The 21030-nt window shown below is 34.5% G+C and carries 16 protein-coding genes and 3 tRNA genes; 6 read left to right on the top strand and 13 right to left on the bottom strand.

The window, feature by feature from the left end; translation table 11 throughout:
• Nucleotides 1-386: 386 nt before the first annotated feature.
• A complete protein-coding gene (locus AC3ITQ_RS06810) occupies nt 387-1775 on the bottom strand; it encodes a dipeptidase (RefSeq protein ID WP_489237528.1) in 1389 nt (462 codons plus the stop codon).
• 108 nt (nt 1776-1883) lie between these two features.
• Here AC3ITQ_RS06810 and AC3ITQ_RS06805 point away from each other — a divergent pair.
• Nucleotides 1884-1965 (top strand) — tRNA-Leu (locus AC3ITQ_RS06805).
• 105 nt (nt 1966-2070) lie between these two features.
• Nucleotides 2071-2595: a hypothetical protein gene (locus AC3ITQ_RS06800; protein ID WP_489237526.1), complete on the top strand. Its 525-nt coding sequence runs from the start codon at nt 2071-2073 to the stop codon at nt 2593-2595.
• Between the two features lie 157 nt (nt 2596-2752).
• Here the strand turns inward: AC3ITQ_RS06800 and AC3ITQ_RS06795 are convergent, their stop codons facing one another.
• On the bottom strand, nt 2753-2980 hold the full coding sequence (locus tag AC3ITQ_RS06795; RefSeq protein ID WP_489237524.1) for a hypothetical protein: 228 nt from the start codon (nt 2978-2980) through the stop codon (nt 2753-2755).
• 135 nt (nt 2981-3115) lie between these two features.
• Here AC3ITQ_RS06795 and AC3ITQ_RS06790 point away from each other — a divergent pair, with 135 nt between their 5' ends.
• Nucleotides 3116-3589: a YcxB family protein gene (locus AC3ITQ_RS06790; protein WP_489237522.1), complete on the top strand. Its 474-nt coding sequence runs from the start codon at nt 3116-3118 to the stop codon at nt 3587-3589.
• A gap of 46 nt (nt 3590-3635) precedes the next feature.
• Nucleotides 3636-4289, top strand: coding sequence for a 3-keto-disaccharide hydrolase (locus AC3ITQ_RS06785; protein WP_489237520.1), 654 nt, complete (start codon nt 3636-3638; stop codon nt 4287-4289).
• An 85-nt stretch (nt 4290-4374) separates the two neighbouring features.
• On the opposite strand, the gene AC3ITQ_RS06780 is transcribed toward AC3ITQ_RS06785, so the two are convergent.
• From AC3ITQ_RS06780 to AC3ITQ_RS06745, 8 genes are all read right to left on the bottom strand, one after another.
• Nucleotides 4375-5043 (bottom strand): HAD family hydrolase, encoded by a 669-nt coding sequence (locus AC3ITQ_RS06780; RefSeq protein WP_489237518.1) that lies wholly within the window; start codon nt 5041-5043, stop codon nt 4375-4377.
• 320 nt (nt 5044-5363) lie between these two features.
• Entirely contained in the window at nt 5364-6947 is a 1584-nt protein-coding gene (locus AC3ITQ_RS06775; protein WP_489237516.1) for an MFS transporter, read from the bottom strand.
• Nucleotide 6948: 1 nt separating this feature from the next.
• Complete coding sequence (locus tag AC3ITQ_RS06770) at nt 6949-8001, bottom strand: HlyD family secretion protein (protein WP_489237515.1); 1053 nt, start codon at nt 7999-8001, stop codon at nt 6949-6951.
• A gap of 123 nt (nt 8002-8124) precedes the next feature.
• Nucleotides 8125-9483 carry a TolC family protein gene (locus AC3ITQ_RS06765; RefSeq protein WP_489237513.1) on the bottom strand — a complete coding sequence of 453 codons (1359 nt, stop codon included), beginning with the start codon at nt 9481-9483 and terminating at the stop codon, nt 8125-8127.
• Nucleotides 9484-9813: 330 nt separating this feature from the next.
• Nucleotides 9814-10635, bottom strand: a complete 822-nt coding sequence (locus AC3ITQ_RS06760; protein ID WP_489237511.1) for a helix-turn-helix domain-containing protein — start codon at nt 10633-10635, stop codon at nt 9814-9816.
• 179 nt (nt 10636-10814) lie between these two features.
• Nucleotides 10815-10888, bottom strand: a tRNA-Asp gene (locus AC3ITQ_RS06755).
• Between the two features lie 442 nt (nt 10889-11330).
• A tRNA-Asp gene (locus tag AC3ITQ_RS06750) sits at nt 11331-11404 on the bottom strand.
• An 86-nt stretch (nt 11405-11490) separates the two neighbouring features.
• A complete protein-coding gene (locus tag AC3ITQ_RS06745) occupies nt 11491-12417 on the bottom strand; it encodes a DUF58 domain-containing protein (protein WP_489237509.1) in 927 nt (308 codons plus the stop codon).
• 429 nt (nt 12418-12846) lie between these two features.
• Between AC3ITQ_RS06745 and AC3ITQ_RS06740 the strand changes: the two genes are divergently transcribed.
• The gene (locus tag AC3ITQ_RS06740; protein ID WP_489237507.1) at nt 12847-14427 is read left to right on the top strand and encodes a M61 family metallopeptidase; all 1581 of its coding nucleotides are present in this window, start codon (nt 12847-12849) and stop codon (nt 14425-14427) included.
• A 386-nt stretch (nt 14428-14813) separates the two neighbouring features.
• Here the strand turns inward: AC3ITQ_RS06740 and trxA are convergent, their stop codons facing one another.
• Entirely contained in the window at nt 14814-15131 is a 318-nt protein-coding gene (trxA, locus tag AC3ITQ_RS06735; protein ID WP_012023423.1) for a thioredoxin, read from the bottom strand.
• A 240-nt stretch (nt 15132-15371) separates the two neighbouring features.
• Here trxA and AC3ITQ_RS06730 point away from each other — a divergent pair, with 240 nt between their 5' ends.
• Nucleotides 15372-17843: an AsmA family protein gene (locus AC3ITQ_RS06730; protein ID WP_489237505.1), complete on the top strand. Its 2472-nt coding sequence runs from the start codon at nt 15372-15374 to the stop codon at nt 17841-17843.
• Nucleotides 17844-18185: 342 nt separating this feature from the next.
• Here AC3ITQ_RS06730 and AC3ITQ_RS06725 read toward each other — a convergent pair whose 3' ends face one another.
• Entirely contained in the window at nt 18186-19556 is a 1371-nt protein-coding gene (locus tag AC3ITQ_RS06725) for an McrC family protein (RefSeq protein WP_072970281.1), read from the bottom strand.
• Nucleotides 19553-21013 (bottom strand): AAA family ATPase, encoded by a 1461-nt coding sequence (locus tag AC3ITQ_RS06720; protein ID WP_489237503.1) that lies wholly within the window; start codon nt 21011-21013, stop codon nt 19553-19555. Before AC3ITQ_RS06720 ends, AC3ITQ_RS06725 begins: the two co-directional genes overlap by 4 nt.
• Nucleotides 21014-21030: the final 17 nt, after the last annotated feature.

The following is a 21030-nucleotide window of genomic DNA, read 5'->3' as shown; positions in this document are numbered from 1 at the left end:
GGTTTTGTCTCTACATTTATAGATGTTGTTCTACAAATGTAGAGATAAATTTTTAATGTGCAAGTTTTTTTTTGCCACGAAGGCACTAAGGCGCTAAGTTTTTTAAGGCTTCCGCTTGCAGCAAAAAACTTTGACCAAAAAAATCCGCTCATTTCTGAACGGATTTAGAATATTTATAATCTTTGACAAAGAATCTAAACTTAAAAAACTTTGCGTCTTAGCGCCTTCGTGCAAAATATGCGTAAACTTTTTTTAAGACTTCGTTTGCAACAAAAACTTTGACAAAAAAAATCCGCTCATTTCTGAACGGATTTAGAATATTTATAACCTTTGACAAAGAATCTAAACTTAAAAACTTTGTGCCCTAGCGCCTTAGTGGCAAATTCTTACTTACTTAATTCCACAAAATACTTGTAAAACAACGGAATAGTCTCAATTCCTTTTAAGTAATTGAAGATTCCGAAATGCTCGTTTGGTGAGTGAATCGCATCAGAATCTAAACCAAATCCCATTAAGATAGTTTTGCTTTTTAGTTCTTTTTCGAACAAAGCTACAATTGGAATACTTCCTCCTGAACGAACCGGAATTGCAGGAACTCCAAATGTTTCGGTATACGCTTTGTTTGCTGCCTGATATCCAATACTGTCGATTGGCGTTACATAACCCTGACCTCCGTGGTGCGGTGTCACTTTTACCGTAACTCCAGCCGGAGCAATGCTTGTAAAATGTTTAGTGAAAAGTTCTGTAATTTCATGCCAATCCTGATTTGGAACCAAACGCATTGAGATTTTAGCGAAAGCTTTGCTTGCAATAACCGTTTTTGCTCCTTCGCCTTGATAACCACCCCAGATTCCGTTTACGTCTAAAGTTGGACGGATTGAGTTGCGTTCGTTGGTTACATAGCCTTTTTCGCCGTAAACATCGTTTAACGCTAATGCGTTTTTATATTTTTCTAAACTGAAAGGCGCTTTGGCCATTTCGGCTCTTTCTTCAGCAGATAATTCCTGTACTTTATCGTAGAATCCCGGAATCGTAATATGATTGTCTTCGTCATGCAATGAAGCGATCATTTTTGCCAGAACGTTTATCGGGTTTGCTACTGCTCCACCGTATAAACCGGAGTGTAAATCACGGTTTGGACCGGTAACTTCAACCTCAACATAACTCAGACCTCTTAAACCTGTCGTGATTGACGGTTGTTGGTTTGAAATCATTCCGGTATCTGAAATTAAAATAACGTCGTTTTTCAGTTTTTCCTGATTGCGTTCTACAAACCAGGCTAAACTTGCCGAACCTACTTCTTCTTCTCCTTCGATCATGAATTTTACGTTACAAGGCAAAGTATTGCTTTGCACCATATATTCTAAAGCTTTTACGTGCATGTACATTTGCCCTTTGTCGTCGCAGGCACCACGCGCGAAGATTGCTCCATCAGGATGAATCTCAGTTTTTTTGATAACAGGTTCGAATGGTGGCGATGTCCATAATTCCATTGGATCTGGTGGCTGAACATCATAATGTCCGTAAACTAAAACTGTTGGTAATTTTGGGTCGATTATTTTCTCTCCGTAGATAATTGGATAACCCGGAGTGTCGCAAGTTTCGACAAAATCGCAGCCTGCTTTTGATAAACTTTCTTTTACAGCCTCTGCTGTGTCGATAACATCTTGCGAATATGCAGTGTCGGCACTAACCGACGGAATTTTTAATAATTCGATCAACTCATTGATAAAGCGATCTTTATGTTGTTGAACGTACGACTTAATATTTTCCATTTAAAAGATTTTTATAGAATTTCAAAAATACAAAAAAGAGAATTAATATTTTTTTTCAAAAATGCTTTGAAAATTCGAAGTTATGCTTATCTTTGCACCCACAATTACGCGGATATGGTGAAATTGGTAGACATGCCAGACTTAGGATCTGGTGCCGCAAGGCGTGTAGGTTCGAGTCCTATTATCCGCACTGAAAAAGCTTCTGAGAAATCAGAAGCTTTTTTGTTTTACTTCGTTTTTACTTTAAATGAATCATATAAATTTACGCTTATTTAAAATCTTGAAATCAATATTTATGAAAAAAACTTTAAAAATATTTTTGCTTCTAATTTCGACTTTAAGTTTCGCTCAGAATAAATCAGAAAACGAAATATTTAAAAAAATAATTGATCATGAGATTGAGAAAAATAAATCTATAATTTATATACAATGTAAAAAACCAAATATGTCCTTTAATATCAAAGAATTCAAAGAAGAAAATGAAGGATTCGTAATATCTGAAAGCACACTACAGGAATTTGAAAAGAATAATATCAATACTAATGAAGTTTGGAATTCAGAATTAATAAAACAATTAGACTATATCAAAAACACTAATTGTTTAACAAAAGAAGAAATAGAACTAATATTTAAGAATACAAATAAAAGACAAAACATAATCTTGATTAGCAAACCTATCTTTGACAATGGCTTTGAAAACTGTATTATTTCTATCGTCTACTCAAAATCTCTTCACAGTTCTTATGGTCAGAGTTATTTTCTAAAAAAAGTTAATGGCATTTGGACTATTATAACGGGATTTGGCCACTGGATGTCATAAATTTACAAACTTCTATTGATTAAAAAGATAATTTATTGGCTTTCGATGAAATGAAAAACCAAGGTGAATTTAACCGCGATGAACGGATAAAATCCCTTGAAAAGCGAGGTAATCCAGTGGCAAAAACGGTGCAGAAAAACAAATCTTAATTTTTCTTTTATTCCAAATAAGGATCCAAAACTTCCGCCAACTTATTCAGCCAATAAAAATTATCTTCAAGATTATTGAATTCAGTCTCTACCGTTTCACAGCTTCTCATTGCGCATAACGAAAGAACATAATTTACTTGTCGTATTGTCTTCGCCATTTCTTCAGGATCAATGGTCTTTGTAAAAAACTCACTTAATCGGGCTTCAACTTCTTCTGAAAGATGATTTGTGGTCATAATTTTAGATTTTAAAATATTGCAAAAATCATTCGAACTTTATTTCATTTGAACTCATATATGCGTTCAATTCTAATTATTTTTTTCATATACAAAATCTATTTTTAATTTTACCAAAAATCCAAAAAGCTACCAATGATAAAAACCAAAAAATTTCAACTTACCAAAAAAGAATACTTCATGTTCCTTGTTAGACTTGAATTAAAAAGACGAGGATGGTTATTTGCTTTTATGTGGATATTTTCTGCGATAGTTCTTTTTACCGGAAAAAAAGATTCTTTTAGCGTCTGTATTATAGTTGTTGGATTTACGTATCCTCTTCTTACGATTTATAAATATTGGAGTTTTGCAAATTCAAAGGAAAACAAAATTATTTTTAAAGAAAGAGAATACGAAATTTTCCCTGATAGAATCATTTCCCGTATGGGTGAAATATCAGAAGGTACAATTGATGTAAAGAATTTTATAAAAGTTTTCGAATTAAAAGATCTTTATCTTTTATATATTTCTAAGGGTCAGACATTTTTTCTTCCAAAACGAATTTTTGAAACTCGGGAAGATGAAAATTGGTTTAGAAAGGAAGTATTTTTGAAAGTTAAAAACAGATAAATTTTAGATAAGCCATATCAAAAAAACTATAGTTAAACTCTTAAATATGTTCAAAAAATCAACTTTCGCTATTATTGTTCTTGTTACTTTAAACTCCTGCATCGTTCAGCGAAAAGTTTTACAAATGAACGATTGGTATGCTTTTACTAAAACCAATACAACGCAACAGCAACCATCAGACATTTATGAGTTTAAAGACGGAATGATTCACATGCATGGAAATGACAACAGCTGTTTGATGACTAAAAAAAGCTATAAAAATTTTGAACTTGAGTTAGAATACAGATGGAATTTGGAAGAGCAATACAAAACAACCAGCACAAAAAATAGCGGTGTAATGTATAATATTCCTTTAGATGCGGCTGACAAAATCTGGCCAAAAGGAATTCAGTTTCAAATAAAAGAAAATACTACGGGAGACTTTATTTTTCTGGATCAGGTAACGGCAAAAGTAAATGGAAAAGTAATTGAAGCTGGTGCAAGTGTAGTTTCTCCTAAGTTTTTAGCCAACGAGAATCCGTATGGCGAATGGAATATTGTTGTTATTAAATCTTTCAACGGGACAATTAAGCAATACTTAAACGGGAAATTGGTAAATGAATGCACGGATGCTTCTTCTACAGAAGGCAAAATTTCTTTGAATTATGAGCGTTCGCCAATTGATTTCAGGAATATTACGATAAAAGAGATTTCGAAATAATACTTTTCGGCAAAGTTTTTTTCCGCCACGAATTCACGAATTAATTTAAAAATTCGTGAATTCGTGGCGGAAACTTAGTGGTTTATTAATTTGTATTGTGATTTAGTAACTCAATTATCTTATCCACATTAACCTCACTATAATCATTTATATAAAAATCACACGGAGGTAATTGTTCTTTTGTATGCGTACTCAAAACACCAACCACTTTCATTCCTGCATTTAATCCAGCTGTAACACCCGAAAAAGAATCTTCGAAAACAACACAATCTGACGGAGCAACGCCAACACGTTCTGCAGACTTTAAATATACTTCCGGATTTGGTTTATGCTGTTTTACATCTTCGCTGGACATCATTGAATCCATTTTTTCGTCTAGTTTTAAAACATTGGCAATTAAATCCAAATTGGCACGTGGCGCAGATGTCGCAACGGCCGTTTTAAAACCACGAGACCTCAATTCACTTAAAAAATCCAAATAATGCGGAATCGTTTCGACTTTGTCTTTATAAACTTCACGGAACATTCCTTCTTTTTCGTCTTCCAGTTTTGTAAGTTCTTCTCCGGTAATCGGACGCTTAAAGAAATGCGTCATGATATAACCGTTATGTTTTCCGTACATATGTTCTTCAAATTCCTGTTCTGAATGAGGAATTTCATATTTATCAAAAAAGGCCTCGAAAGCTTTTGCATGATGTGGATTGGTGTGACAAATCACGCCATCCATATCAAAAATTACACATTGCTGCTTCATTGTATATTTGTTTTTTTAACGGTCGCAAGATAGGGTAATAAAGGGTTATTTCACAGAGAATCGCGGAGGTTTTTCGCAGAGATTCGCAGAGTTTTTTTTTAATCTCGCAATCCCGATAGCTATCGGGAGCAGAGCCGCAAAGTTCTTTTTAAGTAACTATTAAACGTACTGTTTGTCATCCTGATGGAGGAAGGATCACACAAGGAATTCCGCACAGAAATTCGCCAATCTTTGTCGAGTTCCGTGTGTGATCCTTCCTCCATCAGGATGACATAAAATGAGAATAAAAACTTAGCGCCTTAGTGCCTTCGTGGCAAAACTTACCCTATCCAAATCTTACTTTTAACCAATGTCATCGTTTGTTTTAAATGCTGATTTAATGCAATAAGAATAATCAAAACTACTAAACCATAACCCACAATAGTATAAATCTCCATATCGGCCAATAAAGTGGCTTGTTTGGTAATCGTTCCGAAAACTTTTTTCAGGGCCAAAGTATTTGCATTGTCTGCCGAATATCCTTTTGCCATAAAACTCTGTGCTGTTGATGCTATCGTTTGTTGTGCTTCGGGGCTTTCGCCGGTTACAAACTGACTTAGTTTTAAAAAGTGTTTTTTGTTCAGGAATACCATTGCATTCTGCATCACGCAAAACCCAATTGTACTTCCCCAAAAACGTCCAGAAACACCGACGATCCCCGAAGAAACCGCCATTTTAGCCGGAACGGATGATGTTGTAAACAAGATTAAGGGAACGAATAAAAATCCAACTCCTATTCCTTGTAAAATATATGGAATGATAATATCCGACAGCGCCACATCGGGCACGAACAGAAACGTAAACCAGAAATGGAACAACGCAATCAATGAAAACCCAATGATAAAAATAACTTTGGTCGAAACGGATTTCATCAGAAAATAAGCAGCCAAAATCAGTCCGATTACGTTTCCTAAGCCGTTAATATATTGCACGCCCGCAACGCGCGACGGATCCCAATTCCAAATGGAAAACATCGCGGAATGACAAAGACTCAACGTTGCTCTGCTGATGTAGAAAAGGAAAAACAATAAAAACCCAATGCGCAAATTGGCATATTTAAAAACTTCAAAATTAAAAGTCGGTCTTTTTACCAAAAGCTCTTTAAAGATGAACAAGCCTCCGGTTATCAGCGCAATGATCAACATTAAAACCATTTCAGACGACTGAAACCAGTATTTTTTCTCGGCATAAACAAAGAAATAAGCACCACAAAGAATGGCTGTCAAAACCAAAATATAACTCAACCAGTCGATTTGATACAGCGGAATTTTCTTTGTAATTCTATGTCCTCTAAAAGTAACTAAAATCAAAAAGACATTCAAAACCTGAAGTCCGCCCGAAACGTAGAGCATGTATTTCCAATCGTAATGATCCAGAAACCAAACCGCAATATTCATAATAAAAGGAGTTGACAACAACAGCGAACCGTAATAAAAGGAGAAACCAATTATAATCGCGTTTTTAGAATTAAACTGCTCAATCAACAATTGTCTGATCGTAATTACTGGAAGCGCCATTAAGATTCCTTCGGCAACTCTAAGCAATAAAAACAGATAAAAGTTGGTAATATAGGCCGATGAAATAATCGTAATTCCGATTACCGAATATACCGCCATCAGATAATTCTTGGCAGGAAAAAAACTCGAGAATCGGCTTTCGATCAAAATGGTGGCCAGTAAAGTTCCGTACGTAACGCACATCGCGAACTGCAAATCTTCTGGTTCGATGTCCAGAAAACTTGCCGCGTAGGTTACGTTTGAAGTATAAACTCCCAATAAAATCATAGAATGCAGCAAACAGACAAACAAAATAATGATGATTGCCCATTTTGGAACCCAGGATTTAAAAATACTTTTATCTTCCATTTTAGTGGTGTTCGGCGATAACGGTGATATTCATTCCGGCTCTTAAAAAATCGGTTTGTTTGTCGTTGTCTTTTAACTGAATTCTAACCGGAATTCTTTGTTCGATTTTCACGAAGTTTCCTGTTGCATTGTCCGGAGGAAGCAAAGAAAATCTTGCCCCACTTGCAGGCGATAACGAAGTAATAATTCCTGTAAATTCCTTATCGTTTATAGCATCAGCCTCAATTTTAACTTCTTGGCCTACGGTTAAATATTGCAATTGTGTTTCTTTAAAATTGGCTGTAATCCATTTTTCTTTGCTTACAATCGAAAGTAAAGATTGACCTTCTTTTACCAATTGTCCCGGCTGTAAAGTTCGTTTTCCAACCCAGCCGTCGTAAGGTGCGGTAATGATCGTGTACGAAAGAAATAATGCCGCATTATCGGCAACAGCTTGTCTAGAAGCAATGTTAGTCTGCGTTGTAGGAACATTAGCTTCAGCAACAGATGTGCTTAAATTAGAAGAATGAATTCTTTCTTTCATTTCCTGAAAATGCGCCTGCGCCGATTCGTAATCGGCTTTTACTTTTTCTAATTGCTGAGATGTTGCCGCTTCCTCTTTTACCAAAGCTTTGTATCTTTCGTACTCTAATTTTGTTTTCCAAAGATTCGATTTAGAAGCTTCCAATTGTGATTCCCCAATTGCCGTTGTGCTCGCTGTTGTCGCCACGTTTTTCTCGGCCACAACACTACTTTGTTGCGCATTTTGAACATCAGCAAGCGCCACATTCAATTTCGATTTGTATTCTCTGTTATCAATCACAACCAAGGTATCACCTTTATGCACAAACTGATTTTCGTCAAAACGCACTTCCTGTACATAACCCGTAATTCTCGACATAATTGGCGTTACATATTGCTCCACCTGAGCGTCATTTGTCTCTTCGTGATTGCTATTGAAAACATAAAACCAAATCCCCAAAATAATCCCGCTCACCACAAGCGCACAAGCAATACTTGTTATTATGATATGAAACGTTCTGTTTCTTCTAGTCTCATTTTTTATCTTAACCATAAACTCTATATCTTTTTTCTATTCTCTATATTCTATTCTCTATATTCTATTTTCCAAAATCTCGTCTCTAAAGTCTAAAACCCAAAATCTTGCCTCTTGCCTCTTTCTTCTAACCTCTAAAATCTAACTCTGAGGCATCATCCCCGCCGTATGCAACAACTCATAATGTTTTAAAACAGCATCCAAACGGGTAGAAACTTTGTTGTATTTTGCCTGTAATAAAGCATTATCAGCATCAACCATTTCCGTTATTAAAACCAATTGGTTTAAGTATTTCAGCTTTACAATGCGGTAATTTTCATTCGCTAAATCCAAAGCTTTATCTACCACTACAAATTTTTCAAGGATTTCCTGATATTGCGTATGCTCTTTGTATAGCTTGTCCTGAATTTCATCTTTAATAATTTCAGTCTGCATTTGCTGCCATTCGATTTTGGTATTGGCCTGCTGCATTTTGGTTTTGTTTTTATATAAAGCCGAAATATCAAAATGCGCCTCTATACCCACTTGCCCTAAAGTGTACAAATACGGATTTGGCGGAAAAAATTTGTAGTTCGGATAATAGAAACCATAATTCCCAAAGAAGTTTACGGTTGGCAGATAGTTTCCTTTAACCAATTTCAATTCCGTTTTTTTGATCTCTAATTCCTGGCTCGCAATTCGCATTTCTTCATTTTGAGCAGCTTTACTCAAATAAAAATCATACGGATCTAAACCTTGCATTTCATCCAGATTGGCTGTAGTATCAATCGCGATTTCTTCATTTTCCGGAAACTGAATTAAAGTTTTCAGATCGTGAAGCGCAATTTTTATGTTTTTGGAATTCGTAAGCGCATTTAATTCACGATCCGAAAGCTGTAATTCGGCTCTAATAACTTCATTTTTGGTAAGCGTTCCGTGTTTTTGAAGCGATTGCACTTCTTTCAATCGGCTTTTTTCTTCTTTGATATTTTCTTCAAAAATCTTCTGAAGTTCCATCATTTTATAAATAGCCAGATAGTTAGCAACCACTTCCAGCTCAATATCATTTTCAGTTTTTTCTGTTTTTATTTTGGCAATTTCGCTTTCCTGATTCGCAATTTTGATGGCGTTATTGATTTTATTTCCAGCATAAATAGGCATTGTAAAAGTGGAGTTTACCTGATAAATTTCAGGAATTGCTTTCGTAACTTCTTTACCGTTTAAGAAACCGCTTCCTTTGAATTCGGTAATATTGGTAATTCTGGAATACTCTCCGTTTAATTCGATGTCCGGCAAACGAAGTTCTTTTCTTTCTTTGATGTTTTGCTCTGAGAGCGTAGTCTCTAATTGAGATCTGAGGATTTTTTTATTGTTTTCTTTAGCCAATTTCAAGGCTTCACTTAATGAAACCGAATGAATTTCCTGTGCTTGTACATTATTGAATGTGAATACAATTAGAAATAACAGCAGGATTTTGAGAAAACAATCTTCTGTAGAATGTGTTGTTTTATTAAGGAACATGAGTACATAAATAAATTATGGTGCAAAGTTCCCACATTATTTTGTTGACTGATAATTCTAAAAAGTCAATAACATATTCATTTCGGACAAATGTTAAAATTGTTATTTTCGAAAACGTTATATTAAATTACTGACAAACAACTAATTAAAACATTTCTTGATTTAAAGGTTTCACGCAGATTTAAAAAGGATTTAGGCAGATTTGCGCAGATTACTATTTATTAGAGGATAGTTTAAGTCAGATATTTTTAAATAAATCTGCGCTGATCTGCTAAAATCTTCCAAATCTGCGTGAAATAATTTTTAGAATATCTGCGAGAGAAATAATTTTTATTTGCTTTTTAAAACATCCTCCCCATTCAGGTAGTCAGAAGGTCGTTGTCCAAGGATTTTGAAGAAGGTACTACTGAATGTCGGTACGCTACTATAACCTACTTCCAGTGCGACTTCTTTGACTGAAAGTTTTCTGTCCAACAACAATTCGATTGCTTTCAGAATTCTTCTGATGGTATAATATTGTATGAAAGACATTTTGAGATCTTTCTGAAACAAGCGATACAAAGAGCGCTCGCTATAACCGAATTCATGAGCAACTTCAGAAAAGAGAATTGTTTCTCCTAAATTATTCTCGATGTGCCGAAGGATTTTCCCTAGTCGTTTGTCTTTTGGCTGTGGTAATTCTAAAGGTAGATTGTTAGTGCAAATTTGAGGAAGAATTGCTTTAATCGCTTTGGCAATTGTAAAGTTCGGAGAACCTTTCTTCAAATCGCCATTCCATTGATTGGTGAAAAGCATCATTTGAAGCAGTAAATTATTCACGGGATAAATACCTTCTTTTTTATAAAAGACATCTTCGTCCTTCTCCACTGGAAAGTATAGATTTCGCATCATTACATTTTCCGACTTTGGCTGAATACTGTGCTCTAAGCCAGCCGGAATCCAGATAAAATGTCTTGCCGGTAAAAAATAGCTTTTCGTTTCGGTCGTTACAAAAACCACGTCGCCTTCGGCATACAGCATTTGTGCTTTATTGTGTTTGTGCGTGGGAACCAACAATTCTCCCATCAAATCATGGTGACAATAAATGCTTTTTTTATCGGCATCTACTTTTGTGAGGTAGTACTTGTCTATTTTGAATGTTGATCGTTCCATTTAAATAATTTCTTGCGATATATAAATGTAGGGAAAATTAAATTCCAATATTTTAAAATCCCAAATTCCAATTAGTACATTGGTCGTTTGGGATTTGGAATTTTTTATTTGGGATTTATTTAGAAGACTTCCTAAAATAAAAAAAGCCTTTCCGTTAAGAAAGGCTTCTTCCAATATTGCGGTCTGGACGGGACTCGAACCCGCGACCCCATGCGTGACAGGCATGTATTCTAACCAACTGAACTACCAAACCAACTGCGTTATTGTGAGTGCAAAAATACAACAGAACTTTGATTCTGCAAGGGTTTTTACGAATAAAAATTGAGAAATTTTTAATCCTCTGATTTCTAGATAAATTCCAATCCTCTAAATTCCAAATTCCAATGTTGGAATCTAAAAAAGTCGTTATTTAACCGCAAAGAGCGCAAGGTTAAAAACAAAAAAAGGTTCGCAAAGCTATATATAAACTTTGCGAACCTTTGCGTATCTCGATAGCTATCGGGATTGCGCTCTTTGCGGTTAAATCAAAAGTGTTATAAATCAAAAAAGCCATCCACAAAAGTGGAAAGCTTTTCATTGGTCTAACTACTAAACCAGCTACGAGTTACAAATTCGTAGCAAACAACACAACTAATCTTAGATACCGTTTTTGGGCAAAAAAGCCTTTCTTAAAAGAAAGGCTTTTCCCAATATTGCGGTCTGGACGGGACTCGAACCCGCGACCCCATGCGTGACAGGCATGTATTCTAACCAACTGAACTACCAAACCTCTGCGTTATTGCGGTTGCAAAGATAGTACAGAATTTCATTTCTGCAAGTGTTTTGATAAAAAAAATTAAATATATTTTTAAATTATTATCCAAAGTTTTGTTTTTCAACTAAATATGTAGTCAGAATTTTTTCAAAATTATCACCAACATTGACAGGAACGTACTTAATTTGGTTCTTCGCACAGGTTAAAGCCAGATTTTTAAAGTACGCTTCTGCCCTTTTTTCATATTCCATTTTGACATTATCAGCAAAAATCGATACTTCTTCACCTGATTCTACATCAATAAACTTCCGTGGTGTATTATCAAAATCAAATTTCAGCTCAGTTTCATGATCAACCACGTGAAATAAAACCACTTTATGTTTGTTGTGTTTAAGATGTTGTAGCGCATTAAAAAGCTTTTCGTCATCTTCTGACTGAAACATATCAGTAAACAATATAATCATCGAACGGCGGTGCATTTTCTCTGCAATCTGATGCAAATACGTAATCGTATCCGTGCTCTTTTTGACTTTTGGCTGTTCTAATAATTGCTCCAGTTTATTGAGCAGCATTCTATGGTGACGATCGCTTCCTTTTTCGGGAGCGTAATATTCGTAGCTGTCTGAGAAAACGCTCAATCCAACAGCATCGCGCTGCTTCTTTAAAATATTCATCAAAACTGCCGAGGCCAAAACGGCAAAACCAATCTTCTTTTCATAAAAAGGCTTATTCGATTTTAGTTCCGGATAATGCATCGACGACGAATTATCGACAATAAGATGACAGCGTAAATTGGTCTCTTCCTCATAACGTTTCGTATACAAACGATCGGTTTTGGCAAATAATTTCCAATCGATATGTTTGGTACTTTCTCCGGCGTTATAGACTTTATGTTCAGCAAATTCAGCCGAAAAGCCATGAAACGGACTCTTGTGCATTCCGGATATAAAACCTTCCACAACCTGATTCGCCAGCATTTCGAGATGCTGAAAACTGGAGACTTTCTCTATTTCCGATTCAATTTTCATTCGGTTTCTTTTTTAATATTTTGGGGCACGGTACAAACCGTCGGTCGCCTGCAATAATTTTCGTTTTAATATCGGACTAAAATTAGGGTTTTCTTTTAAGAAACGCTGCACTTCATCAAAAGCATATTTTGAAGAATAGCCATTTGTTCTGAAACACCATTTTCTGATAAAAATAAAATTTAAAACCTTAACAAATCGCGTTATTTATCTTTTTTATTAATTACTACCACTACACAGCCTACTTATCGACTAAAAATCAGTCTGTCACAAATTGCGAGGCATATAATTTAAGCTTCAATGAAATCATAAACATTAGACAATATAGCACCATACATTTTACCATTTTTTTCTTATTTTGCTATCGATTTATTGTAAAATATTCAAATGCAATTGCGTACGCCAAGTACTTTTAATTTAAAAAACCATCGCATGACAAAGACATTAAAACTGAGTTACTTCCTCCTACTTTTTCACACCTTTATTTTTTGTAATGCGTCAGGCAAAATTGTCAATGAAGAACCAAAACTGAATTACGCTGTTTCTTTTGAAAATCCGGAATCACACTATCTTGAAGTTACCTTAAATTTTGACAATATTCACGCTAAAAAAACTACTTTATCACTACCTGTCTGGACACCGGGTTATTATTTAATTTTAGAAACACCACGATATATTGTAGATTTTGAAGTTGTAGATGAAAACGATAAAAAGATTTCCTGGAAGAAAAACACTAAAAATTCCTGGGTTATCGAAAATGGCATTAACACTAAATTCGTTGTAAAATACCGGGTTTTTGCAAATAAAAAATCAGTTGCAGAATCGTATGTTGATGCAAACAAAGCTTTTTTAATGCCCAACACTATTTTCATGCATATCGAAAACAGCATCAACAATCCTGTTACTTTGACATTGCATAAAAATGCAAAGTGGAGTACTATTTCGACAGGGTTAAAATGCATTGATAAAAATAAAAACAGCTATTACGCTGAAAATTTTGATGTTTTTTATGATAGCCCAATTTATATTGGCAACCAAAAAACTATTGATTTTGAAAACGAAGGAAAGACCTATTCATTAGGGATCGCCACGCCGCAAGGGCTAGATGACGAGAAATTTGTTGGTGATCTGAAAAAAATCATGAGCGCCACAACTTCTATCATGCAAAAGATTCCGTACGACCATTACAGTTATATTATGATGGAAGCCGGAGGCGGAGGACTAGAACACTGGAACTCACAAGCCATTTTTACAAAAGGTTCTTTTGATGCCAAATCAAAACAAGAATATACTGATTTCATGAATTTTGTCACACATGAGTATTTTCACTTATATAATGTAAAAGCAATCAGACCAATAGAATTAGGTCCTTTTGATTACAATAAAGAAAACTACACCACAATGCTTTGGGTTTCAGAAGGTTTTACAGTTTATTACGAATACATCATTATGATGAAGGCCGGTTTACTTGACGGCAAAGATGCCCTGAAATACCTTTCTAGCTCCATAAAAAAATATGAAAACGAAGAAGGAAGCAGACATATGTCGCTTGCACAATCTAGTTTCGATATTTGGCTGAACTTCTTTAATAATGAAAGCAATGCCAAGCAAACTGTAATATCGTATTATGACAAAGGCCCTACAATAGGTTTATTATTGGATTTAGAAATTAGAAACAACACAAATAACAAAAAATCACTAGATGATGTGATGCGTTTTTTATATAACGAATACTATATGAAAAAGAAAAGAGGCTTTACTGAAGCTGAATTCTGGTCTGTCTGCGAACAAACATCACAAAAATCCCTAGACGAAATAAAAACATACGTTAACACGGTAAATGAAATTGATTATCAGAAATACCTAAGCTATGGCGGACTTCAAATAGATTTGACACCCGTTAGTACGGCAGAAAAAAACGATAAATTCACTAAACGAAATTATACCATTTCCGAATTGCCTAATACTACTAAACTCCAGTTGGAAATCAGAAAGTCTATTTTCAATTTTTAGGCAGTTTATTAAAATAAAAAAGGGAATTCAGATTAAAGAATGTTTGCTACTAATTTTATTTTGAATGCTGCTTAAAAAAGTTAGCCACAGCTTAAAGGATTGAAATGATTTCTTTTACTTTATAAATTCTCTCGCAGATTCCGCAGATTTGGCAGATTATCAAAATTAAATCACTTTTATCTGCAAAATCTGCGAGAGAAATTAATTTTAAAAATCATTTTAATCTGTGTAATCTGTGGCAAAAAACCAATTTCAAGCCAGTGAAAATTCGTGACCCTAGCGATAGCGAACAGGCGAAGCAAATTCGTGGCAAACCTTTTAATAAATACCAATAAAAAAGGCTTGACTTTCGCCAAACCTTTTTTATATCAATTATAATCTTACGATTACAACAAAGCGTCTAAACTATCTGCGTAAGTTTGTTTCGGAGCAACTCCTACTTGTTTACCTACAACTTCACCGTTATGAAAAACCAAAACGGTTGGTATGTTACGCACACCATATTTTGCAGCGAATTCCTGGTTAGCATCCACATCCACTTTACCAACAACAACTTTACCTGCGTATTCGTCGCTTAATTGGTCAATGATTGGTCCAACCATTCTACAAGGACCGCACCATGCTGCCCAAAAATCTACCATTACTGGTTTATCTGACTTTAAAACTACTTCGTCAAAAGTAGCATCTGTTATTGCTAATGCCATAATATCTTAGGTTTAAATTATGTCTGAATTATTAATCTTCAAACTAGAGTACAAATTTAAAAATTAAATACGAATGAAACACCATTCCCAAATTAGTTTTGATTATAAATGTATTGTCATTAGTTATATAATTTTCATGTTTGCGTTTCCTAAAATATTTTGCCTCAATAAATTGAAGATCAAATTATTAAATTAACATTAATTTTTATGTTATCTTTAATGTTGAGAAAATTCGTTCCTATGACAGCAACTTTACATAGAATAAAAAACTTTCTACAATCAGCCGGTTTTAAAAAATACGCCAAACGCTTTGGCTTTTTTGTTTTAGGACTTGTCGTATTAGTGTTAATTGCCGGTGCCGGACTATCGATTTATTTTAATCGGAACAAAACCGAGATAATGGCCAAAATCAATACTAAAATCAACGATAATATCAACGGTGATTTTCATATTGGCGATTTTCAATATAAATTTTTAACCGGTTTGCCCAATTTTACTGTGGCCCTAAAAGATGTCGAACTCAAAGACAAACAATGGAAAACCCACAAACATACTTTATTAAAAACCAAAGAAATAGAAGTCCGTTTAAACGTTTGGAGTTTACTGCAAAAGGAAATCAACATACATAAAATCCTGATCAACGACGCCCAGATTTATCTCTATAAAGCCGAAAATGGCTATTCTAACTCGGATATTTTTAAACCGAAAAAGAAAAAAACACCCGAAACCCAATCTGACAGCGAAACCACAATTGACGAAATCGACCTCAACAATGTTCATTTTATTCTCGACAATCGCATTGGTCACAAATTATTCGATTTTGATGTCGCCAGTCTAAAATCGAAAGTAGATTACGACGGAGACGACTGGAAAACTGATTTATTTCTGGATACTCAAATTGGTAGTTTGGCCTTCAATACCGTTCACGGAAGTTTCGCCAAACAAAAACGACTCAAAGGCACTTTTGCCGTTACCTATTCGGCCGAAAAAGAAAAAATAGATGTAAAAACAGAGGGTTTAAAAATTGGATCCGATTCTTTTGATATCGTTGCTTTTTTCAATTTAGCCAAAGGCAGCACGCTGTTCGGCATCAACATCAGCACTACGATTTTATGGCAAAATGCTTCCAATTTATTATCGGCAAACATCAGTTCTAAGCTGAACCATTTTAATCTAAAAAAGGAAATTGATGTGAATTGCGACATCAAAGGCGATTTTAATGCCGAAGGTGATCCTCGAATTGTGGTTCAGGCCGAAGTACACAATAACGAGCTCAGCATTCCCGATGGCTTATTGACCGATTGTAATTTCAAAGGTATTTTTACCAATAATTTCAAGCCAAAGGAAGGTTTTAGCGATGCGAATTCCGCTGTAATTCTAACCCGTTTTTCTGCAAAATACAGAAACGTACCACTTAAAATTGCACAATTATCCATCAACAATCTCGAAAAACCATTGGCAACGGGAGTCGTGAATTCTGATTTTGATCTTCCCGTTATGAACGAAGAAAACACCGAAAAATGGATTCATTTTACCGAAGGCCACGCCACGCTTAACCTTAAATTTCAATTTGATATTGTCAATTTATACATTACCAAACCGCGTTTTATTGGTAATGTCGGCGTTAAAAATGTCTCTTTCCATTTTATTCCGAAAAACATTCACGCCGAAAAAATAAACGTGAAGCTACAATTTACGCAAGAAGCCCTGATCATTAATAAAATTGCCTACAAAAATAAAAACAACATTATTTTTATAGACGGAAAAATCAATAATTTCCTGAATCTCTATTATGATGCTCCAGAAAAAATGGTCGTAAACTGGAATATCTATTGCCCAAGTATCGATGTCAGACAATTTATGGGCGTTCTGGCTACTTCTCAAAAAAAGAAAGTGAATGCAAAAAAACCATCTATGTCCCAACAGCTACGTAATGCCATTGAAAAATGTGTTGTAGACATTAACCTCAAAGCCGATAAAATCACCTACAATAAGCTGACCGCCACCAACACCAAGGCCCAGATCCAGATGATCGATTCGCGATTGGTAATCAAAAATGGTTCGCTGCAAACGTGTGGCGGAAGCATTAATTTTAGTACGACGCTTTCTCCAAATGGCAAAAATTACAATTTCGCTTCCAACGCACAGGTCAATCAGGTTGATATTACACAGTTTTTAAAGTCATTTAATAACTTCGGAATCAAATCATTTACGCCCAATAATATTCGCGGACAGCTCACCAGCACTACCAATATAACCGGAATGATCCATAACGGCGAATTAGTCCCGAATTCGACACACGGAAGTCTGAATTTCAACGTCACTCACGGTGCTTTACTAAACTTTGAACCAATTGTTAAAATCGGGAAGTTTGCGTTTCCATTTCGTGATGTCAAAAACATTACTTTCAGCGATTTATCCGGCAATTGCAAACTTCGTGGCGAACTGGTCGACGTCAATAAACTCACCATAAGTTCCAGCGTTCTCAACCTCGATGCCGAAGGTATTTATTCCTTTGGCCGCGGCACCAATATGGCGCTCACCATCCCACTCCGAAACTCCAAAGACGACGCCAAACTCGCCACCAAAGCCGAACGCGACGCCGTTCGTGACCGCGGAATTGTCCTGCATTTACTCGCTGTTGATGATGGCGGGAAAATGAAAATTAAATGGGGGAAGAAGGATAAAGGGAAGAATAAGAAAGAGAAATAAGCGAGCTGTTTGTCATTCCGAGGAACGAGGAATCCCCGCAAGAAACTCGACAAAGATTGGCACTAAAGTCTAAAAATAAAGCAGTGCAACGCAATCTTGTCATTTCGACGAAGGAGAAATCACACTAGAAACTCGACAAAGATTGGCACAGAACACAAGAAAGAATTGGAATTTGGAATTTAAATTTTGGAATTTCTTTTTTATTAGAAGCTATTTCCTGCTATTCACTTGTATCTTTTTAGGCAGATCTTTTACGGTAAGCGAGATATTTCCGATGGCCTAAAAAGGATACCGCTTCTATCAGGGCTATGGGACTTGGTTTCATGAGAAGGTTTTAGAAAATCAGATTTCTAGTATACTTTCTATTATACTAAGTTCTTTTATAAGTAAACGTTTTGCTTCAATTATAGAATCTTTTTTTAATGGTATTCCTAATACAAAAATCAAACTGGTAACTTCATTAATTGTGTTTTTATACTTTATTTTTTTTATTTCTAATTGGTCAGATGGATAGCAAAGAAAACCAAACTTCAAATCTGTTTTACCAAATGAAGAATAAGCCATGATCTGATGTAAATCATGTCTATAATCATCTTTAAGAGTTTCACTATTGCTAGACTTATTATACAGATTTGATTTATATTTAGCATCGATGAATACCATCAGATTTTCCTTTTGATAAATAGCATCCGGTTCAATATGTTTTAATTCCCAAGAATAGTGTTTAGAAGTTTTAGAATGAAATTTAAAATTTGAAAATAATCTACCGCCAGTTTCTTTAGCAACTTCTCTGAAAATATATTGAACAAATTTTTCAAAAACATCACAAAAATCCACTCTCCAAGCAGTAGAATCAATTAAATTAAAGTTTAATATCTTATTAGCTTGTTCTTTGCAAGATTTTACAATAACAGTATCAGATGTTTTAACTGTAATGTTATTCGTTATTTTTGGTTTGTGATAATACAATTTTTCTTCAATGAAATTTAACCTTGCTCTCATTGTATTTTTAATTCTTTGAGGAGTATTTGAAGAAAGTAACTCACCTTTACAAATGTCAAATACATAACGCACTTCTGCATACTCACTATGAAATTCGCTTAATATATTTTTTCGTACAGGAAACTTTAACCTATTTTCAATTTTGAATTCATTGTTGATGTATTTCTTCCAATTTATTTGACCATTTGGTTGATTTGATATTTTTTCAACATTATCAAATTTACACCAAGACTTCGACAATAACAGTTCAAGAGAGGAGATGAATTTTACTGCTTCTAAATACAATGGTGGTCTAAAATTTTTACCTGAAGCAAGAGGTAAGCTATCAATAATTTCTGGGCTTATTTCTGCACCAAGTAAGTTTAAAATTTCAATGTAATCTTCAAAACGATCACGACCAGTAAATCTTGGCATTACTACAAAATCACCTATTTGCTTACCTGTATCAGAGGCTCTTAATGGAATAGTTCCAATGAAACCTGATGATCGGAAAAACAACGAAGTATTTTGATCTGTACCAATTATAAATGGCTGAATCCCTAAGAATTTAAATTGAGCTAAATTATATTCTATAAACTTTTGAAGAGTCTGACCAATAATTCTTCTGTCAGCTGTTTTAAACCATTTTTTTTGCAAATAGGTTCCACTTAACTGAATAGATTGTTCAGTTAAACAAGACATCTCAAAAAAAACATCTAATGGCTTACTCATTCAAAAAGTGATTGATTTATACGTGAAGCAAAATAATTATTAAATTCTTCTTTGGCATTTCTAACCAATCCTTCTTGCAAATATTCTTTTATCAATGGAAATATTTCATATTGAATTCTGCTTTTCATTTCCTCTTCACTTTTTGCAATAAAGTAGCCTTGTCCCGGTTGTAGTGAAAGCTCATTACTAGAAGCATACCAATCAAAAATTTCATTAATTTTCGAGAAATCTTCAAGAAAGAAATATTCTTCAGAATTATTTATTTCAGACACACTCACATTTGCCAAATTTTTCTTTTTCCCGTTAATAGGTGTTGGCTTTAAATCATACCATGCAAACCTTCTTCTCAATGCAAAATCTACTACAGACAAACTTCTATCGGCCGTATTCATTGTCGCTATTACGTGAAAATTATCTGGTAATCTATTAATTTTAAAGTCTGGAGAAATTTCTATTTCAACATCCCATTTATCCATTTTATGTTCAAACAAATAAAAAATGGGACCCAAAACATTAGAAAGATTTGCTCTATTAATTTCGTCAATTATTAAAATTACTCTTTCCCCGCTATTTTCTTCTGCATACTTTAATGCCTTAGTAAAAATTCCTAAATTTTCTTTATAGAGAAGGTGATTGCTATTCAAATCTGGTCGAATACCAAATATGAAATCAGAAAAACTGGTCTCTGCATGAAATTGAGTAAAAAATGTTTTTGTTCTTATTTTTATTTTTTCTGCAACTTCCTTAGCCGTTCTAGTCTTACCAGTTCCAGGTGGTCCTTGCAGAACAATATATTTTCTATCTATAAGAAGATTATTTATTTCTTCAACTTCATCTATTTTCTCTTCTTTAAAAAAGGGCTCTAATGCATCTGAAATTGCTTTACGCTGTTCCTTATTAGATGACCAATTTCTAAGTTTTGCATAACCTGCCACAAATGCTGCTATTATTTTTTTTCCTTCTTCACTTTCAGGATTTTCAACAATTTGGCAAACTGGTAAAACTTTTGTGTAAGTCTTTATTGTGTTTTTTATTTGCTCTAGGTCTTCACTATTAGTAATAGTTTTAGGCAAAGGTGTTTCTATATCTGAAAAGTCCGATTTACAAAAACCTTTTTCATTAATAAGTTTCGAAAAAAGTCTTCTTACTCCAGGATAATTGGCAAGATCGTAATCATTTTTGAAACCGCTTGACCCAATACCTAAGCAAACTAACCAAGGTTTATCTTCAATACATGGGAAAATAGTTAATGAAAAGTCATGGAATGGCCCTCCAGATTCTTCCTCCGGATGAATAAAACCAAAATAAGCACCTTTATCTTTAAGAGAATCTGATCCAGTATTATTTCTTTCGATATATGATTTATTAAACTCTTTATCATTATTTGCACCAAATTCTATAGCTTTTTGCCTGATAAATTCTAATACATTTTTAATCCGTATATTTTCTTCGTTCATATTTTCTGTTGGAGTAT

It is taken from the genome of Flavobacterium sp. KH_001, from assembly GCF_057840745.1.
This window is presented reverse-complemented; position numbering and strand designations above follow the sequence as displayed.

Bases quoted from the DNA above. Each gene is read 5' to 3' on its own strand.
- AC3ITQ_RS06785 (WP_489237520.1), top strand. From the start codon at position 3,636: ATGTTCAAAAAATCAACTTTCGCTATTATTGTTCTTGTTACTTTAAAC.
- AC3ITQ_RS06725 (WP_072970281.1), bottom strand. From the start codon at position 19,556: ATGAGTAAGCCATTAGATGTTTTTTTTGAGATGTCTTGTTTAACTGAA.
- AC3ITQ_RS06765 (WP_489237513.1), bottom strand. From the start codon at position 9,483: ATGTTCCTTAATAAAACAACACATTCTACAGAAGATTGTTTTCTCAAA.
- AC3ITQ_RS06810 (WP_489237528.1), bottom strand. From the start codon at position 1,775: ATGGAAAATATTAAGTCGTACGTTCAACAACATAAAGATCGCTTTATC.
- AC3ITQ_RS06775 (WP_489237516.1), bottom strand. From the start codon at position 6,947: ATGGAAGATAAAAGTATTTTTAAATCCTGGGTTCCAAAATGGGCAATC.
- AC3ITQ_RS06780 (WP_489237518.1), bottom strand. From the start codon at position 5,043: ATGAAGCAGCAATGTGTAATTTTTGATATGGATGGCGTGATTTGTCAC.
- AC3ITQ_RS06795 (WP_489237524.1), bottom strand. From the start codon at position 2,980: ATGACCACAAATCATCTTTCAGAAGAAGTTGAAGCCCGATTAAGTGAG.
- AC3ITQ_RS06745 (WP_489237509.1), bottom strand. From the start codon at position 12,417: ATGAAAATTGAATCGGAAATAGAGAAAGTCTCCAGTTTTCAGCATCTC.
- AC3ITQ_RS06800 (WP_489237526.1), top strand. From the start codon at position 2,071: ATGAAAAAAACTTTAAAAATATTTTTGCTTCTAATTTCGACTTTAAGT.
- AC3ITQ_RS06740 (WP_489237507.1), top strand. From the start codon at position 12,847: ATGACAAAGACATTAAAACTGAGTTACTTCCTCCTACTTTTTCACACC.
- trxA (WP_012023423.1), bottom strand. From the start codon at position 15,131: ATGGCATTAGCAATAACAGATGCTACTTTTGACGAAGTAGTTTTAAAG.
- AC3ITQ_RS06720 (WP_489237503.1), bottom strand. From the start codon at position 21,013: ATGAACGAAGAAAATATACGGATTAAAAATGTATTAGAATTTATCAGG.
- AC3ITQ_RS06790 (WP_489237522.1), top strand. From the start codon at position 3,116: ATGATAAAAACCAAAAAATTTCAACTTACCAAAAAAGAATACTTCATG.
- AC3ITQ_RS06760 (WP_489237511.1), bottom strand. From the start codon at position 10,635: ATGGAACGATCAACATTCAAAATAGACAAGTACTACCTCACAAAAGTA.
- AC3ITQ_RS06770 (WP_489237515.1), bottom strand. From the start codon at position 8,001: ATGGTTAAGATAAAAAATGAGACTAGAAGAAACAGAACGTTTCATATC.
- AC3ITQ_RS06730 (WP_489237505.1), top strand. From the start codon at position 15,372: ATGACAGCAACTTTACATAGAATAAAAAACTTTCTACAATCAGCCGGT.